At 73.0% G+C, this 20696-nt stretch carries 19 protein-coding genes and 1 pseudogene; 10 read left to right on the top strand and 10 right to left on the bottom strand.

Translation table 11 applies throughout. The features are described from left to right. Positions 1-58 precede the first annotated feature (58 nt). The 5 genes from pucL to ACFQ9Z_RS29980 all read right to left on the bottom strand — a co-directional run bounded on the left by pucL (position 59) and on the right by ACFQ9Z_RS29980 (position 2633). Entirely contained in the window at positions 59-982 is a 924-nt protein-coding gene (pucL, locus tag ACFQ9Z_RS30000) for a factor-independent urate hydroxylase (RefSeq protein ID WP_383025912.1), read from the bottom strand. Positions 983-985: 3 nt separating this feature from the next. Further along, positions 986-1381 carry a hydroxyisourate hydrolase gene (gene uraH, locus ACFQ9Z_RS29995; protein ID WP_281293588.1) on the bottom strand — a complete coding sequence of 132 codons (396 nt, stop codon included), beginning with the start codon at positions 1379-1381 and terminating at the stop codon, positions 986-988. 4 nt (positions 1382-1385) lie between these two features. Then, the gene (uraD, locus tag ACFQ9Z_RS29990) at positions 1386-1898 is read right to left on the bottom strand and encodes a 2-oxo-4-hydroxy-4-carboxy-5-ureidoimidazoline decarboxylase (protein ID WP_383025907.1); all 513 of its coding nucleotides are present in this window, start codon (positions 1896-1898) and stop codon (positions 1386-1388) included. Positions 1899-2016: 118 nt separating this feature from the next. Further along, positions 2017-2385 carry a helix-turn-helix domain-containing protein gene (locus ACFQ9Z_RS29985; RefSeq protein ID WP_383025904.1) on the bottom strand — a complete coding sequence of 123 codons (369 nt, stop codon included), beginning with the start codon at positions 2383-2385 and terminating at the stop codon, positions 2017-2019. Continuing rightward, the gene (locus tag ACFQ9Z_RS29980; RefSeq protein WP_383025900.1) at positions 2382-2633 is read right to left on the bottom strand and encodes a hypothetical protein; all 252 of its coding nucleotides are present in this window, start codon (positions 2631-2633) and stop codon (positions 2382-2384) included. The genes ACFQ9Z_RS29985 and ACFQ9Z_RS29980 overlap by 4 nt, the downstream gene beginning before the upstream one ends. Before the next feature lie 181 nt (positions 2634-2814). On the opposite strand from ACFQ9Z_RS29980, the gene ACFQ9Z_RS29975 reads away from it, so the two are divergent. From ACFQ9Z_RS29975 to ACFQ9Z_RS29955, 5 genes are all read left to right on the top strand, one after another. Beyond that, on the top strand, positions 2815-3654 hold the full coding sequence (locus ACFQ9Z_RS29975; protein WP_383025897.1) for a TIM barrel protein: 840 nt from the start codon (positions 2815-2817) through the stop codon (positions 3652-3654). A gap of 64 nt (positions 3655-3718) precedes the next feature. Next, positions 3719-4609, top strand: a complete 891-nt coding sequence (locus ACFQ9Z_RS29970; RefSeq protein WP_383025893.1) for a 2-hydroxy-3-oxopropionate reductase — start codon at positions 3719-3721, stop codon at positions 4607-4609. A 172-nt stretch (positions 4610-4781) separates the two neighbouring features. Beyond that, on the top strand, positions 4782-6239 hold the full coding sequence (locus ACFQ9Z_RS29965; RefSeq protein WP_383025889.1) for a catalase: 1458 nt from the start codon (positions 4782-4784) through the stop codon (positions 6237-6239). Between the two features lie 400 nt (positions 6240-6639). After that, positions 6640-6873 (top strand): hypothetical protein, encoded by a 234-nt coding sequence (locus tag ACFQ9Z_RS29960; RefSeq protein ID WP_383025886.1) that lies wholly within the window; start codon positions 6640-6642, stop codon positions 6871-6873. A gap of 160 nt (positions 6874-7033) precedes the next feature. Continuing rightward, complete coding sequence (locus ACFQ9Z_RS29955; protein ID WP_383025882.1) at positions 7034-7756, top strand: TIGR04222 domain-containing membrane protein; 723 nt, start codon at positions 7034-7036, stop codon at positions 7754-7756. Positions 7757-7831: 75 nt separating this feature from the next. On the opposite strand, the gene gcl is transcribed toward ACFQ9Z_RS29955, so the two are convergent. Then, positions 7832-9619 (bottom strand): glyoxylate carboligase, encoded by a 1788-nt coding sequence (gcl, locus tag ACFQ9Z_RS29950; protein ID WP_383025879.1) that lies wholly within the window; start codon positions 9617-9619, stop codon positions 7832-7834. A 292-nt stretch (positions 9620-9911) separates the two neighbouring features. Here gcl and ACFQ9Z_RS29945 point away from each other — a divergent pair, with 292 nt between their 5' ends. Beyond that, a complete protein-coding gene (locus ACFQ9Z_RS29945; RefSeq protein WP_383025875.1) occupies positions 9912-10577 on the top strand; it encodes a hypothetical protein in 666 nt (221 codons plus the stop codon). Between the two features lie 19 nt (positions 10578-10596). On the opposite strand, the gene ACFQ9Z_RS29940 is transcribed toward ACFQ9Z_RS29945, so the two are convergent. Further along, a complete protein-coding gene (locus ACFQ9Z_RS29940; protein ID WP_383025872.1) occupies positions 10597-12207 on the bottom strand; it encodes an AMP-binding protein in 1611 nt (536 codons plus the stop codon). After that, positions 12204-13877 carry an AMP-binding protein gene (locus ACFQ9Z_RS29935; protein WP_383025869.1) on the bottom strand — a complete coding sequence of 558 codons (1674 nt, stop codon included), beginning with the start codon at positions 13875-13877 and terminating at the stop codon, positions 12204-12206. The genes ACFQ9Z_RS29940 and ACFQ9Z_RS29935 overlap by 4 nt, the downstream gene beginning before the upstream one ends. Positions 13878-13937: 60 nt before the next feature. Here ACFQ9Z_RS29935 and ACFQ9Z_RS29930 point away from each other — a divergent pair, with 60 nt between their 5' ends. The 3 genes from ACFQ9Z_RS29930 (at position 13938) to ACFQ9Z_RS29920 (ending at position 18868) form a co-directional block, all read left to right on the top strand. Continuing rightward, complete coding sequence (locus ACFQ9Z_RS29930; protein ID WP_383026459.1) at positions 13938-14840, top strand: LuxR C-terminal-related transcriptional regulator; 903 nt, start codon at positions 13938-13940, stop codon at positions 14838-14840. Between the two features lie 168 nt (positions 14841-15008). After that, a complete protein-coding gene (locus ACFQ9Z_RS29925; RefSeq protein WP_383025865.1) occupies positions 15009-17834 on the top strand; it encodes a helix-turn-helix transcriptional regulator in 2826 nt (941 codons plus the stop codon). 239 nt (positions 17835-18073) lie between these two features. Continuing rightward, positions 18074-18868: a S1 family peptidase gene (locus ACFQ9Z_RS29920; protein WP_383025862.1), complete on the top strand. Its 795-nt coding sequence runs from the start codon at positions 18074-18076 to the stop codon at positions 18866-18868. A gap of 97 nt (positions 18869-18965) precedes the next feature. On the opposite strand, the gene ACFQ9Z_RS29915 is transcribed toward ACFQ9Z_RS29920, so the two are convergent. Then, positions 18966-19148 (bottom strand): hypothetical protein, encoded by a 183-nt coding sequence (locus ACFQ9Z_RS29915; RefSeq protein WP_383026456.1) that lies wholly within the window; start codon positions 19146-19148, stop codon positions 18966-18968. Between the two features lie 58 nt (positions 19149-19206). Then, a pseudogene (locus ACFQ9Z_RS29910) lies at positions 19207-19537 on the bottom strand (DNA glycosylase AlkZ-like family protein); the annotation flags it as partial. Positions 19538-19682: 145 nt separating this feature from the next. Here ACFQ9Z_RS29910 and ACFQ9Z_RS29905 point away from each other — a divergent pair. Beyond that, on the top strand, positions 19683-20663 hold the full coding sequence (locus ACFQ9Z_RS29905) for a polyphosphate kinase 2 family protein (protein ID WP_383025859.1): 981 nt from the start codon (positions 19683-19685) through the stop codon (positions 20661-20663). Positions 20664-20696 lie beyond the last annotated feature (33 nt).

Raw genomic sequence — 20696 nt, 5'->3', positions numbered from 1 at the left:
GAGTGCCGTGACCGGGGACATGGGTTCCCCGGTCACGGGTGCCGAGAGGGTGATGTGGCTAGAGATTGGTGAGGTCCACCGGGATGCGCGGCTCGCAGCCGTCCCGCAGCACGGTGGCCTCGATCAGGCCGTAGGGCCGGTCGGCGGCGAAGTAGACCTCGTTGTCGTTCTTCAGCCCGAAGGGCTCGAGGTCGACCAGGAAGTGGTGGCTGTTGGGCAGCGAGAAGCGGACCTCGTCGATCTCGCCGCGGTTGTTGATGATGCGCGAGCCCATCTGGTACAGCGTCTGCTGCAGCGACAGGGAGTACGTCTCGGCGAAGGCCTGGAGCATGTGCTTGCGCACCTGCTCGTAGGACTTCTCCCAGTTGGGCATCTTCTGCTCGTCGTCGGTCCAGTTGAAGCGCCAGCGGCCGGACACCGAGGTGGCCAGGATGCGGTCGTAGGCCTCCCGCAGCGTGGTGTACTTGTCCTTGACGAAGCCCCAGAACTCGGAGTTGGTCGAGTTCATCACCGTCAGGTCCTTCAGGCCCGAGACGACCTCCCACGACGAACCGTCGTACGTGACCTGCGCCAGCCGGGTCTCCTGGCCCTTGCGCACGAAGGAGTGCTTGACCTCGTCCGCGCCGATGAACTTCGAGTTGGCGTCGGAGGTCTCGATCCGCTCCCAGGCGTACTCCTCGATGCGGATGCGGGCGCGGTGGATGGCCGGCTGTGAGGTGACGAAGTGGCGGGCGAGGTGGATGCCGAACTGCTCGGCCGACTCGATGCCGTGCTCCTTGGCGAAGGCGAACACCGTGTTCTTGGTGGTGTCGGTCGGCAGGACGTTGGCGTTGGAGCCGGAGTAGTGGACCTCCTCCATGTCGCCGCTGAGGGCTACGGAGACGTTCAGGTCCTTGATGTGGTGGGTGGCGCCGTCCCGCGTGATCTTTACGACTCGGTTCTCGGCCTTGCCGTACTGGTTCTGACCCAGGATGGTGGGCATTAGCTAGCTCCCTCGGTAAACGGAGTAGCCGAACGGGTTGAGCAGCAGCGGTACGTGGTAGTGCTCGCCCGGTACGACGGCGAACGTGATCGCCACCTCGGGGAAGAACACCGCGGGCCCGCTGTCCCGATTCGCGGGGGCGTCCTGCTGCGCATCGGCTTGCTTCTTCTCGAAGTACGGCTCCACGGCGAAGTCGAGCCGTACGTGGGTGGTGCCCTCCGGCAGCGCCGGCAGGTCCTTGCACCGGCCGTCGGCGTCGGTCGCCGAGCCGCCGAGCGCCTGCCAGTCGGCGTCGCGGCCCGGGCGGGCGGCGAGCCGGACGGCGACGCCCTCGGCGGGGCGGCCGGCGGAGGTGTCCAGGATGTGCGTGGACACGGAGGCGGTGGTGCTGGTGCTCATGATGTCAGGCGTCCTCTTCGACGAGTCGGGCCAGGCGGATGCGGTTGATCTTCCCCAGCTCGGCCCGGACGATCTCCCGTTCCCGCTCGGGCGGGTTGCCGATCCGTTCCCTGGCCGCGTCCCTCATCTCCGCCGCGCCGCGGCCGGTGGCGCAGATGAGGAAGACGTGGCCGAACCTCTCCTGGTAGGCCAGGTTGAGTTCGAGTATCTCGGCCTTGAGTTCGTCGGTGGCGCCGGCCATGCCGCGCTGCTCCCTGGCGGAGGTCGGATCGCCGGGCGCGGGGCGGCCGATCGGAGGGTGGCCGGCCATCGCCTCCGCCAGGTCGGCGGCGCTCAGCGCGGCCGTCGCGGCGTCGCTCGCCCGGTGCAGGTCGGCGACGGTGGCGTACGGCCGGCCGGCCAGCAGCCGCCGGGCCCACTCGGTGGAGGCGCACGCCTCGTGGAGGGCGGCGAGGGCCGCGCGCTCCTCCAGGACGTTGAACCGGGCCAGGCCCGGGGGCGTGGAAGTCGTAGTCACGGGAGCCTCCGTGGCCGGAAACGGCCTTCGTGCTGAACGGGCTGCCCTGTAGCTAACGCCCTCGGAAACACGGCGTCAACACTTTGTTGAAAATTCCGGGTTACATCCCGGACGGCCCTCAGCCCTCCTTCTCCCGGTTGAGGTAGTTGTACACGGTGAAGCGGCTGACGCCGAGCGCGCCCGCCACGGTCTCCACGCCGTGCCGGACGGAGAAGGCGCCGCGAGCCTCCAGCACGCGCACGACCTCCTGCTTGGCCTTGCGGTCCAGGTCGGCCAGGGGCATGCCCTTCCTGCGCTCCATTGCGGCGAGGATGTGATCCAGGGAGTCGGCGAGCTGGGGCAGGCGCACGGCGACCACGGCGGCGCCCTCCCAGGAGAGCACGACGTCGTCGGGGCCGGCCTCGTCGGGCGGGAGCAGCTCCCCGCCCATGGCGTCGACCAGCGGTTTCACGGCCGCGATGAAGGAGTCGCCCCCGGCGCCGGTCACTCCCCGCCCTCCCCGACCACGTTGACCTGCAGCGAGATCCGGGTGGCGCCGGCCTCCAGGGACTTGCGCAGCAGCGCGTCCACGGCCGTCAGCACGCTGTCCGCACCGCCCTCGGCCGTGTTGCCGAACGGGCCGACGTCCACGGCGTCCAGTTCGGCCGCCTCGATGACCGCGCGGGCCGCCAGGGCGTGCCCGGGCGCCTCCTCGAGGTCGAAGGGCTCGGTCGTGAACTCCACTCTCAATCGCACGGGCTCAACCTAACCCCCGGCCCCGGCCCCTGGGCAGGCCCGGCGAAGGACCCGCGCGGGCCCCTTCGCACGGCCCCCTCGGACGACACCCCTTGACAAGCGGCGAGACCCACAGGCAGTCTTCCGTTACGCAGAAACAAACTTCCACATTATGGAATTACAGAAACGGAGCGCCGCCCCCGTGGGATTCGCAGACCAGCGCTTCACCGTCAACCTGTCGATCCTCTTCACGGAACTCCCGCTCCTGGAGCGCCCCGCGGCCGCCGCCGCGGCGGGCTTCACGGCGGTCGAGCTGTGGTGGCCCTGGGTCGACTCCCCCACCCCTGAGCAGTCCGAGCTCGACGCCCTGCGGCGGGCCGTCGAGGACGCGGGCGTCCGGCTCACGGGCCTGAACTTCTACGCCGGCCGGCTGCCGGGCCCGGACCGCGGCGCCCTGTCGGTCCCCGGCGCGGAGTCGGAGCGGTTCCGCGCCAACGTCGACGTGGCCGCCGGCTTCGCCGCGTCCCTCGGTTGCACGGCGCTCAACGCCCTGTACGGCAACCGCGTGGCGGGCGTGGACCCGGCCGAACAGGACGCGCTCGCCCTGGAGAACCTCGCCCTCGCGGCCCGGGCGGCGGACCGGATCGGCGCGGTGCTGCTGGTCGAGGCGCTCAACGCGCCCGAGTCGCCGCTGTACCCGCTGGTGTCGGCGCCGGCCGCCGTGGAGGTCGCCGACCGGGTGAACGAGGCGACCGGGCTCGGCAACGCCACGTTCCTCATGGACCTCTACCACTTGGCCATGAACGGCGAGGACCTGCCGGCGGTGATCGAGGGGTACGCCGCCAGGACCGGCCATGTGCAGATCGCCGACAGCCCCGGACGCGGCGCCCCCGGCACCGGCTCACTGCCCCTCGAAGACCTCCTCGACCGGCTGGCGAAGGCGGGCTACGGCGGCTGGGTCGGCCTCGAGTACAAGCCGGGCGACTCGCCGAGCGCGGAGGCCTTCGAGTGGCTGCCCCGTGAGGCCCGCGCCGCCCGCTGAGACGACCCCGCCGGGGCCGTGCTCCGGCGCCCCGACCACGAAGACAGCCAGAGAGGCACCTCCCATGAGCAACCTTCCCAAGATCGCCTGGATCGGCCTCGGCATCATGGGCTCCCCCATGTCCGAGAACCTGATCAAGGCGGGGTACGACGTCACCGGCTTCACCCTGGAGCGGGAGAAGCTGGACCGCCTGGCCGCCGCGGGCGGCACCGCGGCCGGCTCGATCGCCGAGGCGGTCCGGGGCGCCGATGTCGTGATCACGATGGTCCCGGCCTCCCCGCAGGTCGAGGCCATCGCCTACGGCCCCGACGGCATCCTGGAGAACGCGCGGTCCGGCGCGCTGCTGATCGACATGTCCTCGATCACCCCGCAGACCTCCGTCGACCTCGCCAAGGCCGCCGCGGACAAGGGCATCCGCGTCCTCGACGCCCCCGTCTCCGGCGGTGAGGCCGGCGCCGTGGAGGCGGTGCTGTCGATCATGGTCGGCGGCGAGCAGGCGGACTTCGACCGGGCCCGGCCCGTCTTCGAGGCGCTGGGCCGGACCATCGTGCTGTGCGGCCCGCACGGCTCGGGCCAGACCGTGAAGGCCGCCAACCAGCTCATCGTCGCGGTGAACATCCAGGCCTGCGCCGAGGCCGTGGTGTTCCTGGAGAAGTCCGGCGTGGACCTGAAGGCAGCGCTGGACGTCCTGAACGGCGGGCTCGCCGGCTCCACCGTGCTCACGCGCAAGAAGGACAACTTCCTCGCCCGCGACTTCGCGCCGGGCTTCCGGATCGACCTGCACCACAAGGACATGGGCATCGTCACCGACGCCGCCCGCAACGTGGGGGCCGCCCTGCCGGTCGGCGCCGTGGTCGCCCAGCTCGTCGCGTCGCTGCGCGCGCAGGGTGACGGCGGCCTGGACCACTCGGCCCTGCTGCGGGCCGTCGAGCGCCTCTCCGGCGCCCAGGTCTGACCCGCCCCCCTCGACTTCCGGGCCGCGGCGCCGCCGACACCTGTCCTGTCGCGCCCAGGCGGCGCCGCGGCCCGGAACCGGCTTCAACAAACTGTTGACGCCCCGTTCTCCCACTTCTAGGCTCCACGAAGCGGAAACAGGTTTCCGCTGACTCCCGCACGGAAGGTCCACGATGTCGAAGCGCGTGCTCACCACCGAGTCCGGCGCCCCGGTCGCCGACAACCAGAACTCCGCCTCCGCCGGCGTCGGCGGTCCGCTCCTGCTCCAGGACCAGCACCTGCTGGAGAAGCTCGCGCGCTTCAACCGCGAGCGGATCCCCGAGCGCGTGGTGCACGCCCGCGGCTCCGGCGCGTACGGCCACTTCGAGGTGACGGACGACGTCACCGGCTTCACCCACGCCGACTTCCTGAGCGAGACCGGCCGGCGCACCGAGGTGTTCGTGCGCTTCTCCACGGTCGCCGACTCCCTCGGCGGCGCCGACGCCGTCCGCGACCCGCGCGGCTTCGCGGTGAAGTTCTACACCGCCGAGGGCAACTACGACCTGGTCGGCAACAACACCCCGGTGTTCTTCATCAAGGACCCTGTCAAGTTCCCGGACTTCATCCACTCGCAGAAGCGCGACCCGTTCACCGGCCGGCAGGAGCCCGACAACGTCTGGGACTTCTGGGCCCACTCCCCCGAGGCCACGCACCAGGTCACCTGGCTGATGGGCGACCGCGGCATCCCGGCGTCGTACCGGCACATGAACGGTTACGGCTCGCACACCTACCAGTGGACCAACGCCGAGGGCGAGGCCTTCTTCGTCAAGTACCACTTCAAGACGAACCAGGGCGTCCGCTCGCTGAGCAGCGAGCAGGCCGCCGAGATCGCGGGCAAGGACCCCTGCTCCCACCAGACGGACCTGCTGCAGGCCATCGAGCGGGGCGTGCACCCGTCGTGGACCCTGTACGTCCAGGTCATGCCGGCGGCCGAGGCGGCCGACTACCGCTTCAACCCGTTCGACCTGACGAAGGTGTGGTCGCACCGGGACTACCCGCTCCAGCGGGTCGGCCGGCTGGTGCTGGACCGCAACCCGGACAACGTGTTCGCCGAGGTGGAGCAGGCCGCGTTCTCCCCGAACAACTTCGTCCCCGGCATCGGCCCGTCCCCGGACAAGATGCTGCAGGGCCGCCTGTTCGCCTACGCGGACGCCCACCGCTACCGCCTCGGCGTCAACCACACCCTGCTGGCGGTCAACGCGCCGAAGGCGACGACCGCGCAGAACTACGGCCGCGACGGCCTCATGGCGGTCAACTCCCAGGGCCGGTACGCAAAGAACTACGAGCCGAACTCCTACGGCGGCCCGGTGGAGACCGGCCGCCCCCTGTCGGCCCCGCTGCCCGTGTCGGGTCACACCGGCACCCACGAGGCCCCGCAGCACACGAAGGACGACGACTTCGTCCAGGCGGGCGACCTGTACCGCCTGATGTCCGAGGAGGAGCGGCAGCGCCTGGTCGCGAACATCGCCGGCGGCCTCTCGCAGGTCTCCCGCGACGACGTGATCGAGAAGAACCTGGCCCACTTCCACGCCGCCGACCCCGACTACGGCAGGCGTGTGGAGGAGGCGGTCCGCGCCCTGCGCGAGGACTGAGGGCCCGAAGACCGCGTCCGGGTCCCGGCGGGGAGGCCGGGGACCGGACGCGCACGACCCGCTGCCGAGGGGTCCGGATGAGGGGTGACCTCTCGGTGCGGCGGGCAGAGCGAGGACCGCGGCGGCGCGCGAGCCAGTGCGGTGGTGAAGGACGCGGGTCCCCTTCTCGACCAGAGGGAAGGGCTCCCGGTTCCGTCGCGGCCGCCGCGGTCCTCCTGTCCCGGCCTCGCGCAGAGGCCCCCCTGTCAGCCGTCCGGCGGCGCGAACGTCCTGTCGCGCCCAGCCTCGCGCCGTCGGACGGCCACCACACGGCACGAAGAGCGCCCCCGCTCCGGGGGCGCTCTTCGTGCTGCTCGGGCGCCGGCGTGCGCCCCGGCCGCGCCCGCAGGACGCTGGAGCCATGGGAAATCCGACGCAGTATCCGCACATCGTGGTCCACGCCCCGGCCCTGGACGGCTCCCGGCGGGTCACCGAGGGGGACGTGACCCTGGGGCTCGCCTCCCACCTGGACGACGTGGTGGAGATCCTGCGGCTGGCCGACCTGGACCGGATCGAGGTCGAGGAGAGCGACCTCGTCGAGTGGCAGGGCGGCGGGCCGGAGGACTGGCCCGGCCTGACGGAGCACGAGTGGTAGCGGCGCCGGGTACGGCGGTGGCCGTACCCGGCGTACGCCAACCTCAAATCAAGCTCTGAACAACGGCGCAGGGGCTTCTGGCGGCCGTCGCGGTCGGGCACATTGTCGGCACGCGGGGTCCGCCGGCACGGGGGCGGCGGGCCCCGTACGGGGGTGCCTCATGGACCGTACGACGCCGCTGCCGCCGGACCCGTGCGCGATCGCCCTGCTTCGGGGCGGCGACCGGGCCGCCGTGACCGTCGCCGTGCTCGCACTGCACCTGCGCGGGGCGGTCGACGCCGGCCGGCCGGGAACACTGCGCAGGACCGGCGCCGGGGACGCCACAGCCTTCCGCCATCCACTGGAGAAGGCGGTCCGCACCGGCCTCTACCGGCCCGCCGGGCCGCGGGAGCTGACCGGCCGGGCGGTGGTCCGGCGGGCGCTGGCCAGGACGCGCGCCGAGCTCGTGGCGGCGGGACTGCTGCGGGCGCTGCCGCCGGGCCGCACCCGGGCCGGCCGCCGGCTCTTGGCGGAGTCGCGCGAGCGCCGTCCGCTGCCGGACGGCCCGGCCGGCCCGGACGGCCCGGACGGCCCGGCGGCGGAGGAGATGCTGCTCGCCGTCGCGCTGCACGGCGAGCGCGCGCTGACCGCGCTGCTGCCGCGTTTCGCCCGCGACTCCGGGCTCACCGGCCGCGGCGCCCTCGCGGACGAGGGCCGGTTCCCCTTCGGCCGGGGCGGCGGCGTCCGCGCCATCGCCTACCACGGGGACGACGACGGCGGCCGGGACACGGACGGCCGCGATCACGGCGGCGGGCACGGCGGCCACCACCACGGCGGCGCCCACGGCGGCCACGGCTTCGGCGGGCATGACTTCGGCGGTGGCTGCGGCGGCGGGTCCGAGTGAGCGCTGCCGCCCGCACCGCACGCCGAAGGGGCGGCCCGTCCCTGCGGACGGACCGCCCCTCTGCGGGCAGGCTGCTCAGGCCTTCAGCGGGCTGATCGCCGTCGGCGCGTGGCCGGGCTCGGTGGCGAGCTCCTCGAACTCGGTGATGTCGCTGATGTCCATGGTGCGGCTCATGGAGATGTTGGTGACCCGCTCCAGGATCGCCTCCACCACGACCGGCACCCGGTACTCGGCGGCCAGCTTCCTGGCCTGCTCGAAGGCGGCGCCCAGCTCGCCCGGCTCGGTGACCCGGATCGCCTTGCAGCCAAGGCCCTCGGCGACCTTGACGTGGTCGACGCCGTAGACGCCGATCTCGGGCGTGTTGACGTTCTCGAACTCCAGGTTGACCTGGAAGTCGATGTCGAGACCGAGCTGCGCCTGCCGGATCAGGCCCAGGTAGGCGTTGTTCACCAGGACGTGCACGTAGGGGATCCGGTGCTGGGCGGCGACCGCCAGCTCCTCGATCAGGAACTGGAAGTCGTAGTCGCCGGAGAGGGCGACGACCGGGGAGTCCGGGTCGGCCTTGGCGACGCCGATCGCGGCCGGGATGGTCCAGCCGAGCGGGCCGGCCTGACCGCAGTTGATCCAGTGGCGCGGCTTGTAGACGTGCAGCATCTGCGCGCCGGCGATCTGGGAGAGGCCGATGGTGGTGACGTACCGGGTCTCCGGGCCGAACGCCCGGTTCATCTCCTCGTACACGCGCTGCGGCTTCATCGGCACGTCGTCGAAGTGGGTGCGGCGCAGCAGGGTGGCCTTGCGCTCCCGGGTGGAGGCGACCCACTCGGCGCGGTCGGGCAGCCGGCCGTCGGCCTTCAGCTCCCTGGCGGCCTCGACGAACAGCTCGAGCGCGGCCCTGGCGTCGGAGACGACGCCGTAGTCCGGCGGGAAGATCCGGCCGATCTGGGTGGGCTCGATGTCGACGTGGACGAACGTGCGGCCGCGGCGGTAGGTGTCGAGCTTGTAGCCGGTGTGGCGGTTGGCCCAGCGGTTGCCGATGCCGAGGACGAAGTCCGACTCCAGGAAGGTGGCGTTGCCGTAGCGGTGCGAGGTCTGGACGCCGACCATGCCGGCGTTCAGCTCGTGGTCGTCGGGCAGCGCGCCCCAGCCCATCAGGGTCGGGATGACCGGGGTGCCGGTCAGCTCGGCGAACTCGGCCAGCAGGTCGCAGGCGTCGGCGCCGATGACACCGCCGCCGGCGACGATGACCGGGCGCTCGGCGGCGAGCAGGAAGGACAGGGCCTTGTCGATCTGGGCCCGGGTGGCGACGGGCTTGTGGACCGGCAGCGGCGCGTACGTCTCCGGGTCGAACTCGATCTCCGTCTGCTGCACGTCGATCGGCAGGTCGATCAGGACCGGGCCGGGCCGGCCGGAGCGCATCAGGTGGAAGGCCTGCTGGAACACGCCGGGGACCTGCGCGGCCTCCATGACGGTGACCGCCATCTTCGTCACCGGCCGGGCGATGGAGGCGATGTCGACGGCCTGGAAGTCTTCCTTGTGCATCACGCCGGTGGGCGCCTGGCCGGTGATGCACAGGATCGGGATCGAGTCGCCGATGGCCGAGTACAGGCCGGTGATCATGTCGGTGCCGGCGGGCCCGGAGGTGCCGATGCAGACGCCGATGTTGCCGGGGCGGGCGCGGGTGTAGCCCTCGGCCATGTGCGAGGCGCCCTCGACGTGGCGGGCGAGCGTGTGGTGGATGCCGCCGCCCTCCTTCAGCGCCTTGTAGAACGGGTTGATCGCCGCGCCGGGCACGCCGAAGGCGTCGCTGACGCCCTCGAGCTTGAGGATCTCAACTGCCGCGCGGGCAGCGGTCATTCGGGCCATCGAGTACTCCTGCTTCGGCTGTCGGATGCGTACTCCCGTCGCGCCCCGCGGTGAGCACTGTCTCCAGGGTCGTCACTTCTGACGTCGATACGTTTTCCGCACTGTTTTCCGTATGGCGGAATACAACTTCTACTATCTGGAATCAATGTAAGGTGGGGGCCGGACGCCGTCAAGAGAGCCGGGGCGCCGCGGGGAGCCGGGCCCGGCAACGGCGCCAAGAGCCGGACAGGCGGGCGGGGATGGAGGACGATGGGGGCGCTGCCCCGAAGCCACGCCTGGGAGTGGATGGGCGATGCCCGAGAGCGTTCCGCTGCACTGTCCGGCCTGCCGGCGCGAGCACGTCTACACCGCGCCCCCGTACCCCTGCGCCTGCGGCGCGCCCAGCGCCCCGCGGCTGGACGCGGCGGCCCGACCCGCCGTGCTCGCCCACCGCGCCTGGGACGAGGACTGGATCGTCGTGCGCTGCGCCGCCTGCGGCCGCCGCAACCAGTGGCCGCATCCCGAACTGGGCTGCCCGTGCGGCACGGTGCTGCGCATACCGGTGGCCGGGGCCCCGTCACCGGGCCCCGGCCACCGCGCTCCGGCGCGGTCCGCCGCCTCCTCCTCCGCGCGGGACGCGGTCACCGCCGCCGTGCTGTGCCTGCGCCGGCTCGGCCACCGGGACGTCCGGCGCGCCGGCCGGCGCCCGCCGGCCGGCATCGGTCTGGCCGCGCCCGGCCTCCTCGTGCGGGTCGACCCGGCCGGGCGCCCGGCCACGGTGCGGGACGTGGAGTGCCTGTGGCTGACGGCCATGACGGAGTCCGCCGACTGCGTCTACTTCTCCCGTGCCGGCTACACCGGGGCGGCCCGCGGCCGGGCCGACGCCCTGGCCGTCCCCCTGTTCGCCCTCGACCGCGACGGGACGGCCACGCCGGTGAACGGCCCCGGCCGGGACCTCGCCGGCCGGGGCCCGGGCTGAGCCGCCGGGTCCCCCGCCGTCAGCTCCCGTACGTCCGCCGCAGCTCCACCTTGCGCACCTTGCCCGAGACCGTCATCGGGAAGGTCTGGAGGATCTGCAGCCGGCTGGGCACCTTGTAGTGGGCGAGGCGGTCGCGGCAGAAGGCGTGCAGCTCCTCCAGAGTGAGGGGGTCCGCGGGGTCCTGGGGGATGACGCAGGCCAGGACCTCCTCGCCGTACTTCTCGTGCGGCACGCCGACCACCTGGACGTCCCGGATCTTGGGGTGGGCGTAGAGGAACTCCTCGATCTCGCGCGGGTAGACGTTCTCGCCGCCCCGGATGATCATGTCCTTGATGCGGCCGACGATCTCGACGTACCCGTCCTCGCGCATCACCGCCAGGTCGCCGGTGTGCATCCAGCGGCCCGCGTCGACGGCCTCGGCCGTCTTCTCCGGCTCGTCCCAGTAGCCGAGCATCACGCTGTAGCCGCGGGTGCAGAGCTCCCCCGCCGTGCCGCGCGGCAGGGTGACCCCGGAGACCGGGTCGACGACCTTGACCTCCAGGTGCGGCAGGACCCGGCCGACGGTGCCTGTGCGGTGCTCGAGGTCGTCCTCGACGCGGGTCTGCAGGGAGACCGGGGAGGTCTCGGTCATGCCGTAGCAGATGGAGACCTCCGCCATGTGCATCTCGGCGACCACCCGCTTCATCACCTCCACCGGGCAGGGCGAGCCGGCCATGATGCCGGTGCGCAGGGAGGAGAGGTCGTACTCGGCGAAGCCGGGCAGGTTCAGCTCCGCGATGAACATGGTCGGCACGCCGTACAGCGAGGTGCAGCGCTCCTGCTGGACGGCCTCCAGCGTTGCCTCCGGGTCGAAGGAGGGCGCCGGCACCACCATGCAGGCGCCGTGGGAGGTGACCGCCAGGTTCCCCATGACCATGCCGAAGCAGTGGTAGAACGGGACCGGGATGCACACCCTGTCCTGCTCGGTGTAGGCGACCAGCTCGCCCACGAAGTAGCCGTTGTTCAGGATGTTGTGGTGGGAGAGCGTGGCCCCCTTCGGGAAGCCCGTGGTGCCCGAGGTGTACTGGATGTTGATCGGGTCGTCGCAGGACAACTCGGCCTCGCGGGCCCGCAGTTCGTCCTCGTGCACCGCGGAGCCGCGATCGGCGAACGCCGCCCAGCTGGGATCGCCGATGTAGACGGTCTCCTTCAGCCGCGGGCAGCGGGCCCGGACCTCCTCCACCATCGCCCGGTAGTCGCTCGACTTGTGCCGGACGGAGGCGAACAGCAGGGAGATCCCGGCCTGGTTGAGGACGTACTCGACCTCGTGCGTGCGGTAGGCCGGGTTGATGTTGACCATGACCGCGCCGACGCGTGCGGTGGCGTACTGCACGAGCACCCACTCGGCGCAGTTGACCGCCCATATGCCGACCCGGTCGCCCTTGGCGACGCCGCTCGCGAGCAGCGCGCGGGCCAGCCCGCCGACGTCTGCGGCGAACTCGGCGTAGGTCCAGCGCCGCCCGGCGGACACGTCGACCAGGGCCTCGCGCCCGGGCCAGGCGGCCACCGCGCGGTCGAGATTGGCGCCGATGGTGTCGCCGAGCAGGGCGGTGGGGCCGGTTCCGTGCGTGTACGACAGTTCCGAGGTCACCGGAAGTCCTCCTCGCGGTACTCGTGGTCGGAGCCGGCGGCGGTGGCCTCGCGCAGCTCGATGCGGCGGATCTTGCCGGAGACGGTCTTGGGGAGCGCGGCGAACTCCAGCCTGCGCAGGCGCTTGTAGGGGGCGAGCACCTGGCGGGAGTGCTCGAAGAGCACCTTGGCCGTGCCGGGGCCGGGCTGCCAGCCCTCGGCGAGGACCACGTACGCCTTGGGCACCGCGAGCCGCAGTTCGTCGGGGGCGGGCACGACGGCCGCCTCGGCGACGGCCTCGTGCTCCAGCAGCGCGCTCTCCAGCTCGAACGGGCTGATCTTGTAGTCCGAGGCCTTGAAGACGTCGTCGCTGCGGCCGATGTAGGTCAGGTACCCCTCGGCGTCGCGGGACGCGACGTCGCCGGTGCGGTAGTAGCCGCCGGCCATCGCCTCCGCGGTGCGGTCGGGGTCGCCGTGGTAACCGGTCATCAGGCCGACGGGACGCTCGGACAGGTCGAGGGCGATCTCGCCCTCGTCGGCGCCGGGGGCGCCGGAGACCGGGTCGAGCAGTTCCACCCGGTACCCGGGGCTCGGCCGGCCCATGGAGCCCGTCTTCAGCTTCTGGCCGGGGCTGTTGGCGACCTGCACGGCCGTCTCGGTCTGCCCGAAGCCGTCCCGGATCGTGATACCCCAGGCCCGCCGGACCTGCTCGATGACCTCCGGGTTGAGCGGCTCGCCCGCGGCGACCACCTCGCGCGGCGGGGTGGCGAGCTGGGTCAGGTCGGCCTGGATGAGCATCCGCCACACGGTCGGCGGCGCGCAGAAGGTGGTGACGCGGTGCCGGTCCATCTCGGCCATCAGGCGGGCGGGGTCGAAGCGCGTGTAGTTGTGGATGAAGACCGTCGCCTCCGCGTTCCACGGGGCGAAGAGGTTGGACCAGGCGTGCTTGGCCCAGCCGGGCGAGGAGATGTTCAGGTGCACGTCACCGGGCTTGAGGCCGATCCAGTACATGGTGGCCAGGTGCCCGATCGGGTACGAGGTGTGGGTGTGCTCGACCAGCTTGGGGCGGGCGGTCGTCCCGGAGGTGAAGTACAGCATCAGCGGGTCGTCGGCCAGGGTGGGCCCGTCGGGGACGAAGTCGGCACCGGCGGCGTACGCGTCCTCGTACGGCTCCCAGCCCTCCTCCGGCAGCCCGCCGACCGCGATCCGGGTGTAGGCGCCGGGCACCTCGGCGAACTTGGCGGTGTCCTCGGCCCGTACCAGCACGTGCTTGACCCGGCCCCGCTCCACCCGGTCGCGCAGGTCGGCCGGGCCGAGCAGCGGGGTGGCCGGGATGACCACCGCGCGCAGCTTCATCGCGGCCAGCGCGGTCTCCCACAGCTCGACCTGGTTGCCCAGCATGACGAGGATGCGGTCCTCGGCGGCGACGCCCCGCGCCCGCAGGTGGCCGGCGACGCGGTCGGAGCGCTCGGCCATCTCGGCGAAGGAGACCCTGGTCTCGGTGCCGTCCTCCTCGATGATGTGCAGCGCCGTCCGGTCGTTGCCCTCGGCGATCACGTCGAACCAGTCCAGCGCCCAGTTGAAGTGCTCGGGGCGCGGCCAGGCGAAGCCCTCGTAGGCGCGGGTGTAGTCCTCGCGGTGCTCCAGCAGGAAGTCCCGCGCGGTCCTGAAGACCTCGGTCGCCGTCGTCATCGGTGTCCTCCTAGAATCCGGACCATTGCCGGGCGGCTCTCTGGCATCGTCTAATCCGTGATGCAGGTCTCACTACCCCCGAACGGGGGTGTGGTCCACGGTGAGCCGCACCGAAGGAGCGATGAGGTGGCAGCAGAGGCCGTGGCGACGACGGAGATACGCGGTGCGCTGGCCAGGCTGCGGCACGCCACGGGGCTCCCGGTCGCCTTCGGCGGACTGGTCGAGGCAGGCCGGCCGCAGATCCGGATCAGCGAACTGAGCGGCACCCACACCGCCGCCCTCAGATCCCTCGCGGTGACCTCCGGGAACGGGCTCGGCGGCAGGGCGGTGGCGCTGGCCCGGCCGTGCGCGGTGACGGACTACGCCGGCTCCCGGCAGATCAGCCACGAGTACGACGTCCCGGTGGCCGCCGAGGGCATCCACTCGGTGCTGGCGGTGCCGGTCGTGGTGCGGCGCCGGGTGCGCGGGGTGCTGTACGGCGCGCTGCGCTCGGCCCAGCCGCTCGGCGACCGCGCGCTGGGCGCGGCGGTGGCGGCGGCCCGGGACGTGGAGCAGTCGCTGGTGGTGCGGGAGGAGGCGCGGGGGCTGCTCGCGGCGGCCCGCACCGAGCCCGCCGGTGGGCGCCGGGCGGCGGTAACCGGCCAGGAGCAGGTGCGCGAGGCGCACGCCGCGCTGCGCGCGCTGGCGCCGCGGATCACCGACCCCGGACTGCGCGCCGAACTGCTGGCGGCCTGCGGGATGTTGACCGCGGCCCGCCCGGCCGGCGGCGCGAGCCTGGCGCCGCGGGAGCTGGACGTGCTGTCCTGGGTGGCGGCGGGCGCGACGAACGCGGCCGTGGCCGAGCGGCTGGGTCTTCGTCCGGAGACGGTGAAGGGCTATCTGCGCTCGGCGATGCGGAAACTGGGCGCGCACACCCGGGGGGAGGCGGTGACCGCGGCACGCCGGGCGGGGCTCCTGCCGTAGAGACCGGCCGGTCGGCGGCGCTCGTAAGGAAACCTGCCCATTGTTGTGACCATGCCGCGAATTTTTTCCTGCGCTTGACCGTTTGTTATTTCCCTCACCACGGCTTCCGTCCGAATTTCAAGGATCGTTGCCTAGAATTTGGCCCGGACACTAGACAGGAGGGGAGCGGTGACCGTGCGACGGGACTTCCAGGAGTCGGTGCGATGCCGTCCCGACCTGGTCATCGGCCGCGAAGAGCTGTTCGTGAGCGCGCGGGACCGGCTCGACTCCGGTGGCAGCGTGCTGCTGCACGGCCCCGCCGGAATAGGGAAATCGACGGTCCTGCGGGCATTGGCCGAGGAATACGGCGCCACCGCGCGCCGGGTCCTGCGCTGCTCGGCGACCGAGTCCGAATCCCATCTTCCGTTCCTGGCCCTCGCCGACCTCCTCGGCCAGTCCCTCGACGAGGTCGCCCCGCGGCTGCCCGCCGCTCAGCTCACGGCCCTGGAGTCGGCGCTCACCGGCCGCGGCGAGTCCAGCCTCCAGCGCGACGGTCTCGCCCTGCGCCTCGCCGTACTCTCCGCGCTGCGGGCGCTCGCCGACCGGGGCCCGGTCCTCATCGTCGCCGACGATCTGCAGTGGCTGGATCCGGCCAGCGCCGAACTGCTCGGCTTCGCCGCCCGCCGGCTCGGCGACACCCCCGTGCAGATGCTGTGCGCGGTGCGCACCGAGGACGAGGCCTACGACCGCCATCTGCGCGCCTGCCCGCCGGGCACCCTCTCGATGCGGCTCGGCCCGCTCTCCCGAACCGAGCTCACCACGCTGCTGAACCACCGCGGCTACGACGGCCTGCCCCGCTCCACGGTCCGGGAGGTGCACCGCACCAGCGGCGGCAACCCGCTGTTCGCCCTGGAGCTGGGCCGCGTCCTGGCCGAGAACCCGGCCCCGCCCCGGCCGGGCGAGCCGCTTCCGGTGCCCACCTCGCTGCGCGCCCTGGTCCTCAGCCGCCTCGACCTGCTCTCGGTGGAGGCCCGCCGCACCCTGCTGCTGGCCAGCGCGGGCGCCCGCCCCACCCTCGCCCTGCTGCACGCGGCCGGCCGGGAGAACGCCGAGGCCGAGTGCGCCCAGGCCGCCGAACTCGGGCTGCTGGCAACCGAGACGGACGATCCGGCCGTGCGGTTCGCGCACCCGCTCATATCCGCCGCCCTGTACGCGGAGGCGCCCGCCCAGGAGCGGCGCGCGGTGCACGCGGCGCTGTCGACGGCGGCCTTCGACCCCATCGAACGGGCCCGGCACCTGGCCCTCGCCACCACCGGCACCGACCCGGACGTGGCCGGCCGGCTCGCCGGCGCCGCCGCCCTGGCACGGGACCGCGGAGCGCCCTCGGTGGCCGCCTCGCTCGGCCTGCTGGCCGCCCGGCACACCCCGGCCGGCGGCGAACCGGGGCCGGACGAGCGGCGGCTGCGGGCCGCCGAGGACGCCATCACGGCCGGCGAGGCCGACCTGGCCCGGGACATCGCGCGCGAGGTGCTCTCCCGGGCCGTGCGGCCCGCCGAACGGGTGCGGGCCTGGATGGTGGTCATCGAGTCGGCCGGGCAGGCGCTCGGCGACGTGGACGCCGTCTTCCCGCAGGCGCTGGCCGACGCCGGCGACGACCCCAGACTGCTCGCCCTGGTCCGCTACCAGCTCGCCTGGCGCGCCCTGGTCGTCGAGGGCGACTTCACCGAGGCCCGCCAGGAGGCCGCGCACGCCGCCGAACTGGCGGCGCGGGCCGGCGACCGGCGCACCGAGCTGATGGCGCGCGCCTTCCAGGCGTCCACCGAGACCCTGATGGGGCACCCGGACGCCGCCGCCACCACCCAGCGGGCCCTGGAGGAACCGCAGGACCCGTACGTCGCCTGCCACCACAACGGCGTCGGCTACGCCCGCTACCGCTGGCTGCTGATGAGCGACCGGCTCACCGAGGCCCGGGCCACCATCACCGCGCTGCTGCGCGAGGTGCGCCGGCGCGGCATGGTCGAGAGCGAGGTGCACTACCTGCGCATGTGCGCCGAGACCGAGCTGCGCGCCGGTCACTGCGGGCGGGCCCTCGACCTGTCGCGGGAGAGTCTGCGGCTGGCCCGGGACGCGGGCATCGGAGAGAGCGCGTCCGCGATGCTGGCCTCGCTCGCCGAGGCGTCCGGGGGCGACACCGAACGGGCCCTGGAGCTGGCCCGCGAGGCGGTCGGGCACGCCGAGGAGGACGGCGACCAGATGTACCTCTCCCGCGCCCTGGCCGCCCTCGGCTACGCCCAGTTCGTCGCCGGGGACGCCCGGGCCGCCGTGGAGTCGCTGGGCCGGGTGCGGGAGCTGGAGCTGGGGCTCGGCATCACCGACCCGGCGCGCGGCCGCTGGCACGGCGACCTGGCGGAGGCCCTGGTGCTGGTCGGAGAGCCCGGCCAGGCGCAGCAGGTCATCGACGGCGCCCGGGCACACGCCGTCAGGCTGGGCCGGGAGAGTGTCCTGGCCGTCCTGGACCGGGCGGAGGCGCTGGCCCGGGCGGCCCGCGGCGACCACGAGGCCGCCGTCGCCCGGCTGACGTCCGCTCAGGACCGGCTCGGCAGGCTGGGCAACGGGCTGGAGGAGGCCCGGGCCGCGTTCGCGCTGGCCCGGCTGCGCGCCCGGAACGCGGAGACCCCGGCCAGGCGCAGGGCGGCGTACGACGAGGCCGTGCGGCTCTTCCGGCGCTGCCGGGCGCTGCCGTGGCTGCGCCAGGTGGACGAGGCGCTGCGCGCCCCGCAGCCGGAGCCAGCGCCGCCCGCCCGGGACCCGCTGGACGCGCTGGACGGCCTGGCCTCGATGGAGCGTCAGGTCGCCGCGCTCGTCATGGAGGGCGCCACCAACCGGGAGATAGCGTCCCGGCTGTTCGTCAGTGTGAAGACGGTCGAGGCCACCCTGACCCGGGTGTACCGCAAGCTGGGGATCCGGTCGCGCGTCGACATCGTCCGATTGGCGGCGGCTCGCCGAGCGCGGTGAGCGGGGCGCTAGTTAACTGAGCCGGACCGAGGGTTTTCCCTCACCCAACCCCCTAGGGGGTTCCCTCATTGGGAGCCGGGGGGCCCGGGTCCTAGCGTAAAGGGCGTGCCGCTCGCCCGGGCACACGGGGTCGGTCCCTCCCCCAGCCGCTCGGTCTCGCCCGAGCAGGGGGTTCCCCCACCCACGTGCACCACCCCCACGCCCGTGCGAACCCCCCACCGGCCAACCCGAGGAGACGCATGACCGGCCTCAGACGTGCCAGAAAGAAGACCACCGCCGCGCTCCTGGCGACGGCCGCCGCCGCGGCCACCGCGCTCATCGCCTCCCCCGCCGCGGCCGACGCTCCTCAGCCCATCGTGGGGGGCACGACCACCACCACGACGGCGTACCCGTTCGTCATGCAGGTCACGGACGCCTCCGGCAGCCAGTTCTGCGGCGGCACCCTGGTGGCCGCCAAGAAGGTGGTGACGGCGGCCCACTGCATGGTCGGCGAGACGACCGGCAGCATCCGCGTGGTCGGCGGCCGGACCTATCTGAACGGCACCAACGGCACGGTCAGCAAGGTCAGCAGGATCTGGATCGACCCGGACTACACCGACGCCACCAACGGCGACGACGTGGCCGTGCTGACCCTGGCGACGGCGATGCCGTACACGAAGGCGCCGTACGTCTCCTCCTCCCAGACCGGCGTGTACGCGCCCGGCACCACGGCCCGCATCCTGGGCTGGGGCACCACCTCGGAGAGCGGAAGCTCCTCCAACCAGCTCAGGACCGCGACCGTTCCGGTCGTGTCGGACGCCGGTTGCAGGAGCTCCTACGGTTCGGACTACGTCCAGTCCGACATGGTTTGCGCCGGATACACCTCCGGCGGCGTAGACACCTGCCAGGGCGACAGCGGCGGTCCCCTGTTGATCGGGGGCGTCCTGGCAGGGATCACTTCCTGGGGCGAGGGTTGCGCGGAGGCCGGTTACCCGGGTGTGTACACCCGGCTGACCACCTTCTCCGACCTCGTGCAGGCGCAGGTCGCCTCATAGCCCCGAGGACCACCCGAGCACCCCTCGGGTAGATGCCGGGGGGGCGTTGCGAGCCACCACGAGCGGCCCGCAGCGCCCCCCTCTCCAACTCCCGCGCTCACCGCGGGCACCCGTTCGGCGCAGGCGTCGGGCCACCGGCCCGCACGTGCGGTGGAGCCGGCCCCGCGGGCGCGGCGGCGGCCCGCGCCCTGTCCCCCGCCGCCGGCACCGCCCGTGCCTCGGGCGGCAGCCGCTCCCCGACCCCGGTCAGCCGGACCTGGCGCGGCGAGCGGTCGAACAGTTCGGCGCCCAGGTCCCGTTCGAGGCGCTGTATCCGCGTGGACGGACGCGCGGGCGGCTCACCGCGGTACGACCGTGCCGAACCGGACGTCGCAGGGCTTGCCGGGGTGCCGCGCGGCGAGCATGCGGACGCCCTCCTCGGCGACCGCCTCCCGCTGATCCCCCGTCAGCCGGGCGAACGGCTCGACGACGAGCGTGGCGCCGTCGGGCTTCTGCAGGCCGGCCGGGAAGCCGTCGACCAGGAGGGTGCGGTGGGCCTGGTCGCCGCGCCGGGCGCGGCCCCGGTGCCTGGGGGACGACGCGGCCGCGGCCGGCGTGGGAGAGCGGGAGGTCGTCGTACTCCGGCAGGAAGCGGGGCGGGGCAGGGGTCTCGGGGTCGGGGCGGGGCGCGGTGCTGCGCTGCGTCATGGGCGCACGCCGGCCGGCCTCGCGGACACCCTCTGTCCGCGACCGGCGGCCCGGCTCCGGGGGCGATCTTGTACGGGTGAGCCGAGAATGAGCAAGGGCGCCCGAGCCGGAGAGGAGCTGAGCGCAGGTGACCGACGATCCGGCCGCACGCATCGCGGAACTCATCGAGCCGCTGCGGGTGCCGCCGGGCACGCGGGTGGACGTCGGCCGGGACTTCGACCCCCGCTACCGGGCGGGGCTGCGCAAGCGTGACGCCGAGAAGATGCTGGACACCGGGGTGGCCCTGCTGGCGGAGTACCAGCAGCGGCTGGCCGCCCAGGACACCTACGGCGTCCTACTGTGCCTCCAGGCGCTGGACGCCGGGGGCAAGGACAGCACGATCCGGCACGTGATGAGCGGCGTCAACCCCCAGGGCGTCCGCGTCAGCAGCTTCAAGGTGCCCTCGGACGAGGAACTGGACCACGACTACCTGTGGCGCTACGCCCAGCGGCTGCCCGCGCGGGGTGAGATCGCCATCTTCAACCGCTCCCACTACGAGGAGGTCCTGGTGGTCCGTGTGCACCCGGAGAACCTCGTACGGCAGCGGCTGCCCGCGGAAGCGCGCGGACCGGACGTCTGGGAGCGGCGCTACCGCGAGATCAACGAGTGGGAACGGCACCTCACCGACGGCGGGTTCAGGGTCGTGAAGGTCTTCCTGAACCTCTCCAAGGAGGAGCAGCGCGTCCGCTTCCTGAGACGGATCGACCTGCCGGAGAAGAACTGGAAGTTCTCCGCGGCCGACGTCCGCGAGCGGCGTCACTGGGACGAGTACCAGCGGGCCTTCTCCGCGATGCTGTCGGCCACCAGCACCCCCTGGGCCCCCTGGTACGTCGTGCCGGCGGACCACAAGTGGTTCGCGCGGATCTGCACGGCGGCCGTCCTCGCGCACACCCTGATCGAGATCGGCCCCCGCTACCCCGAGGTGAGCGAGGAGGCGCGCAGGGACCTGCTGGCCGCCCGGCGCGAGCTGGAGCGGGAGGCGCCCCCAGGCGCCCCGGCCGACCCGTACGCGGCACGGCACGCGGGACCGGGCGACCGCCGGGCGGCGGAATCACCGGGCGGCGCCTAGCGCGGCGGCCCCGCGAAGGGCGGGAAGCACGGC

Source organism: Streptomyces sp. NPDC056580 (assembly GCF_042793175.1).
GTDB lineage: Bacteria > Actinomycetota > Actinomycetes > Streptomycetales > Streptomycetaceae > Streptomyces.
This window is presented reverse-complemented; position numbering and strand designations above follow the sequence as displayed.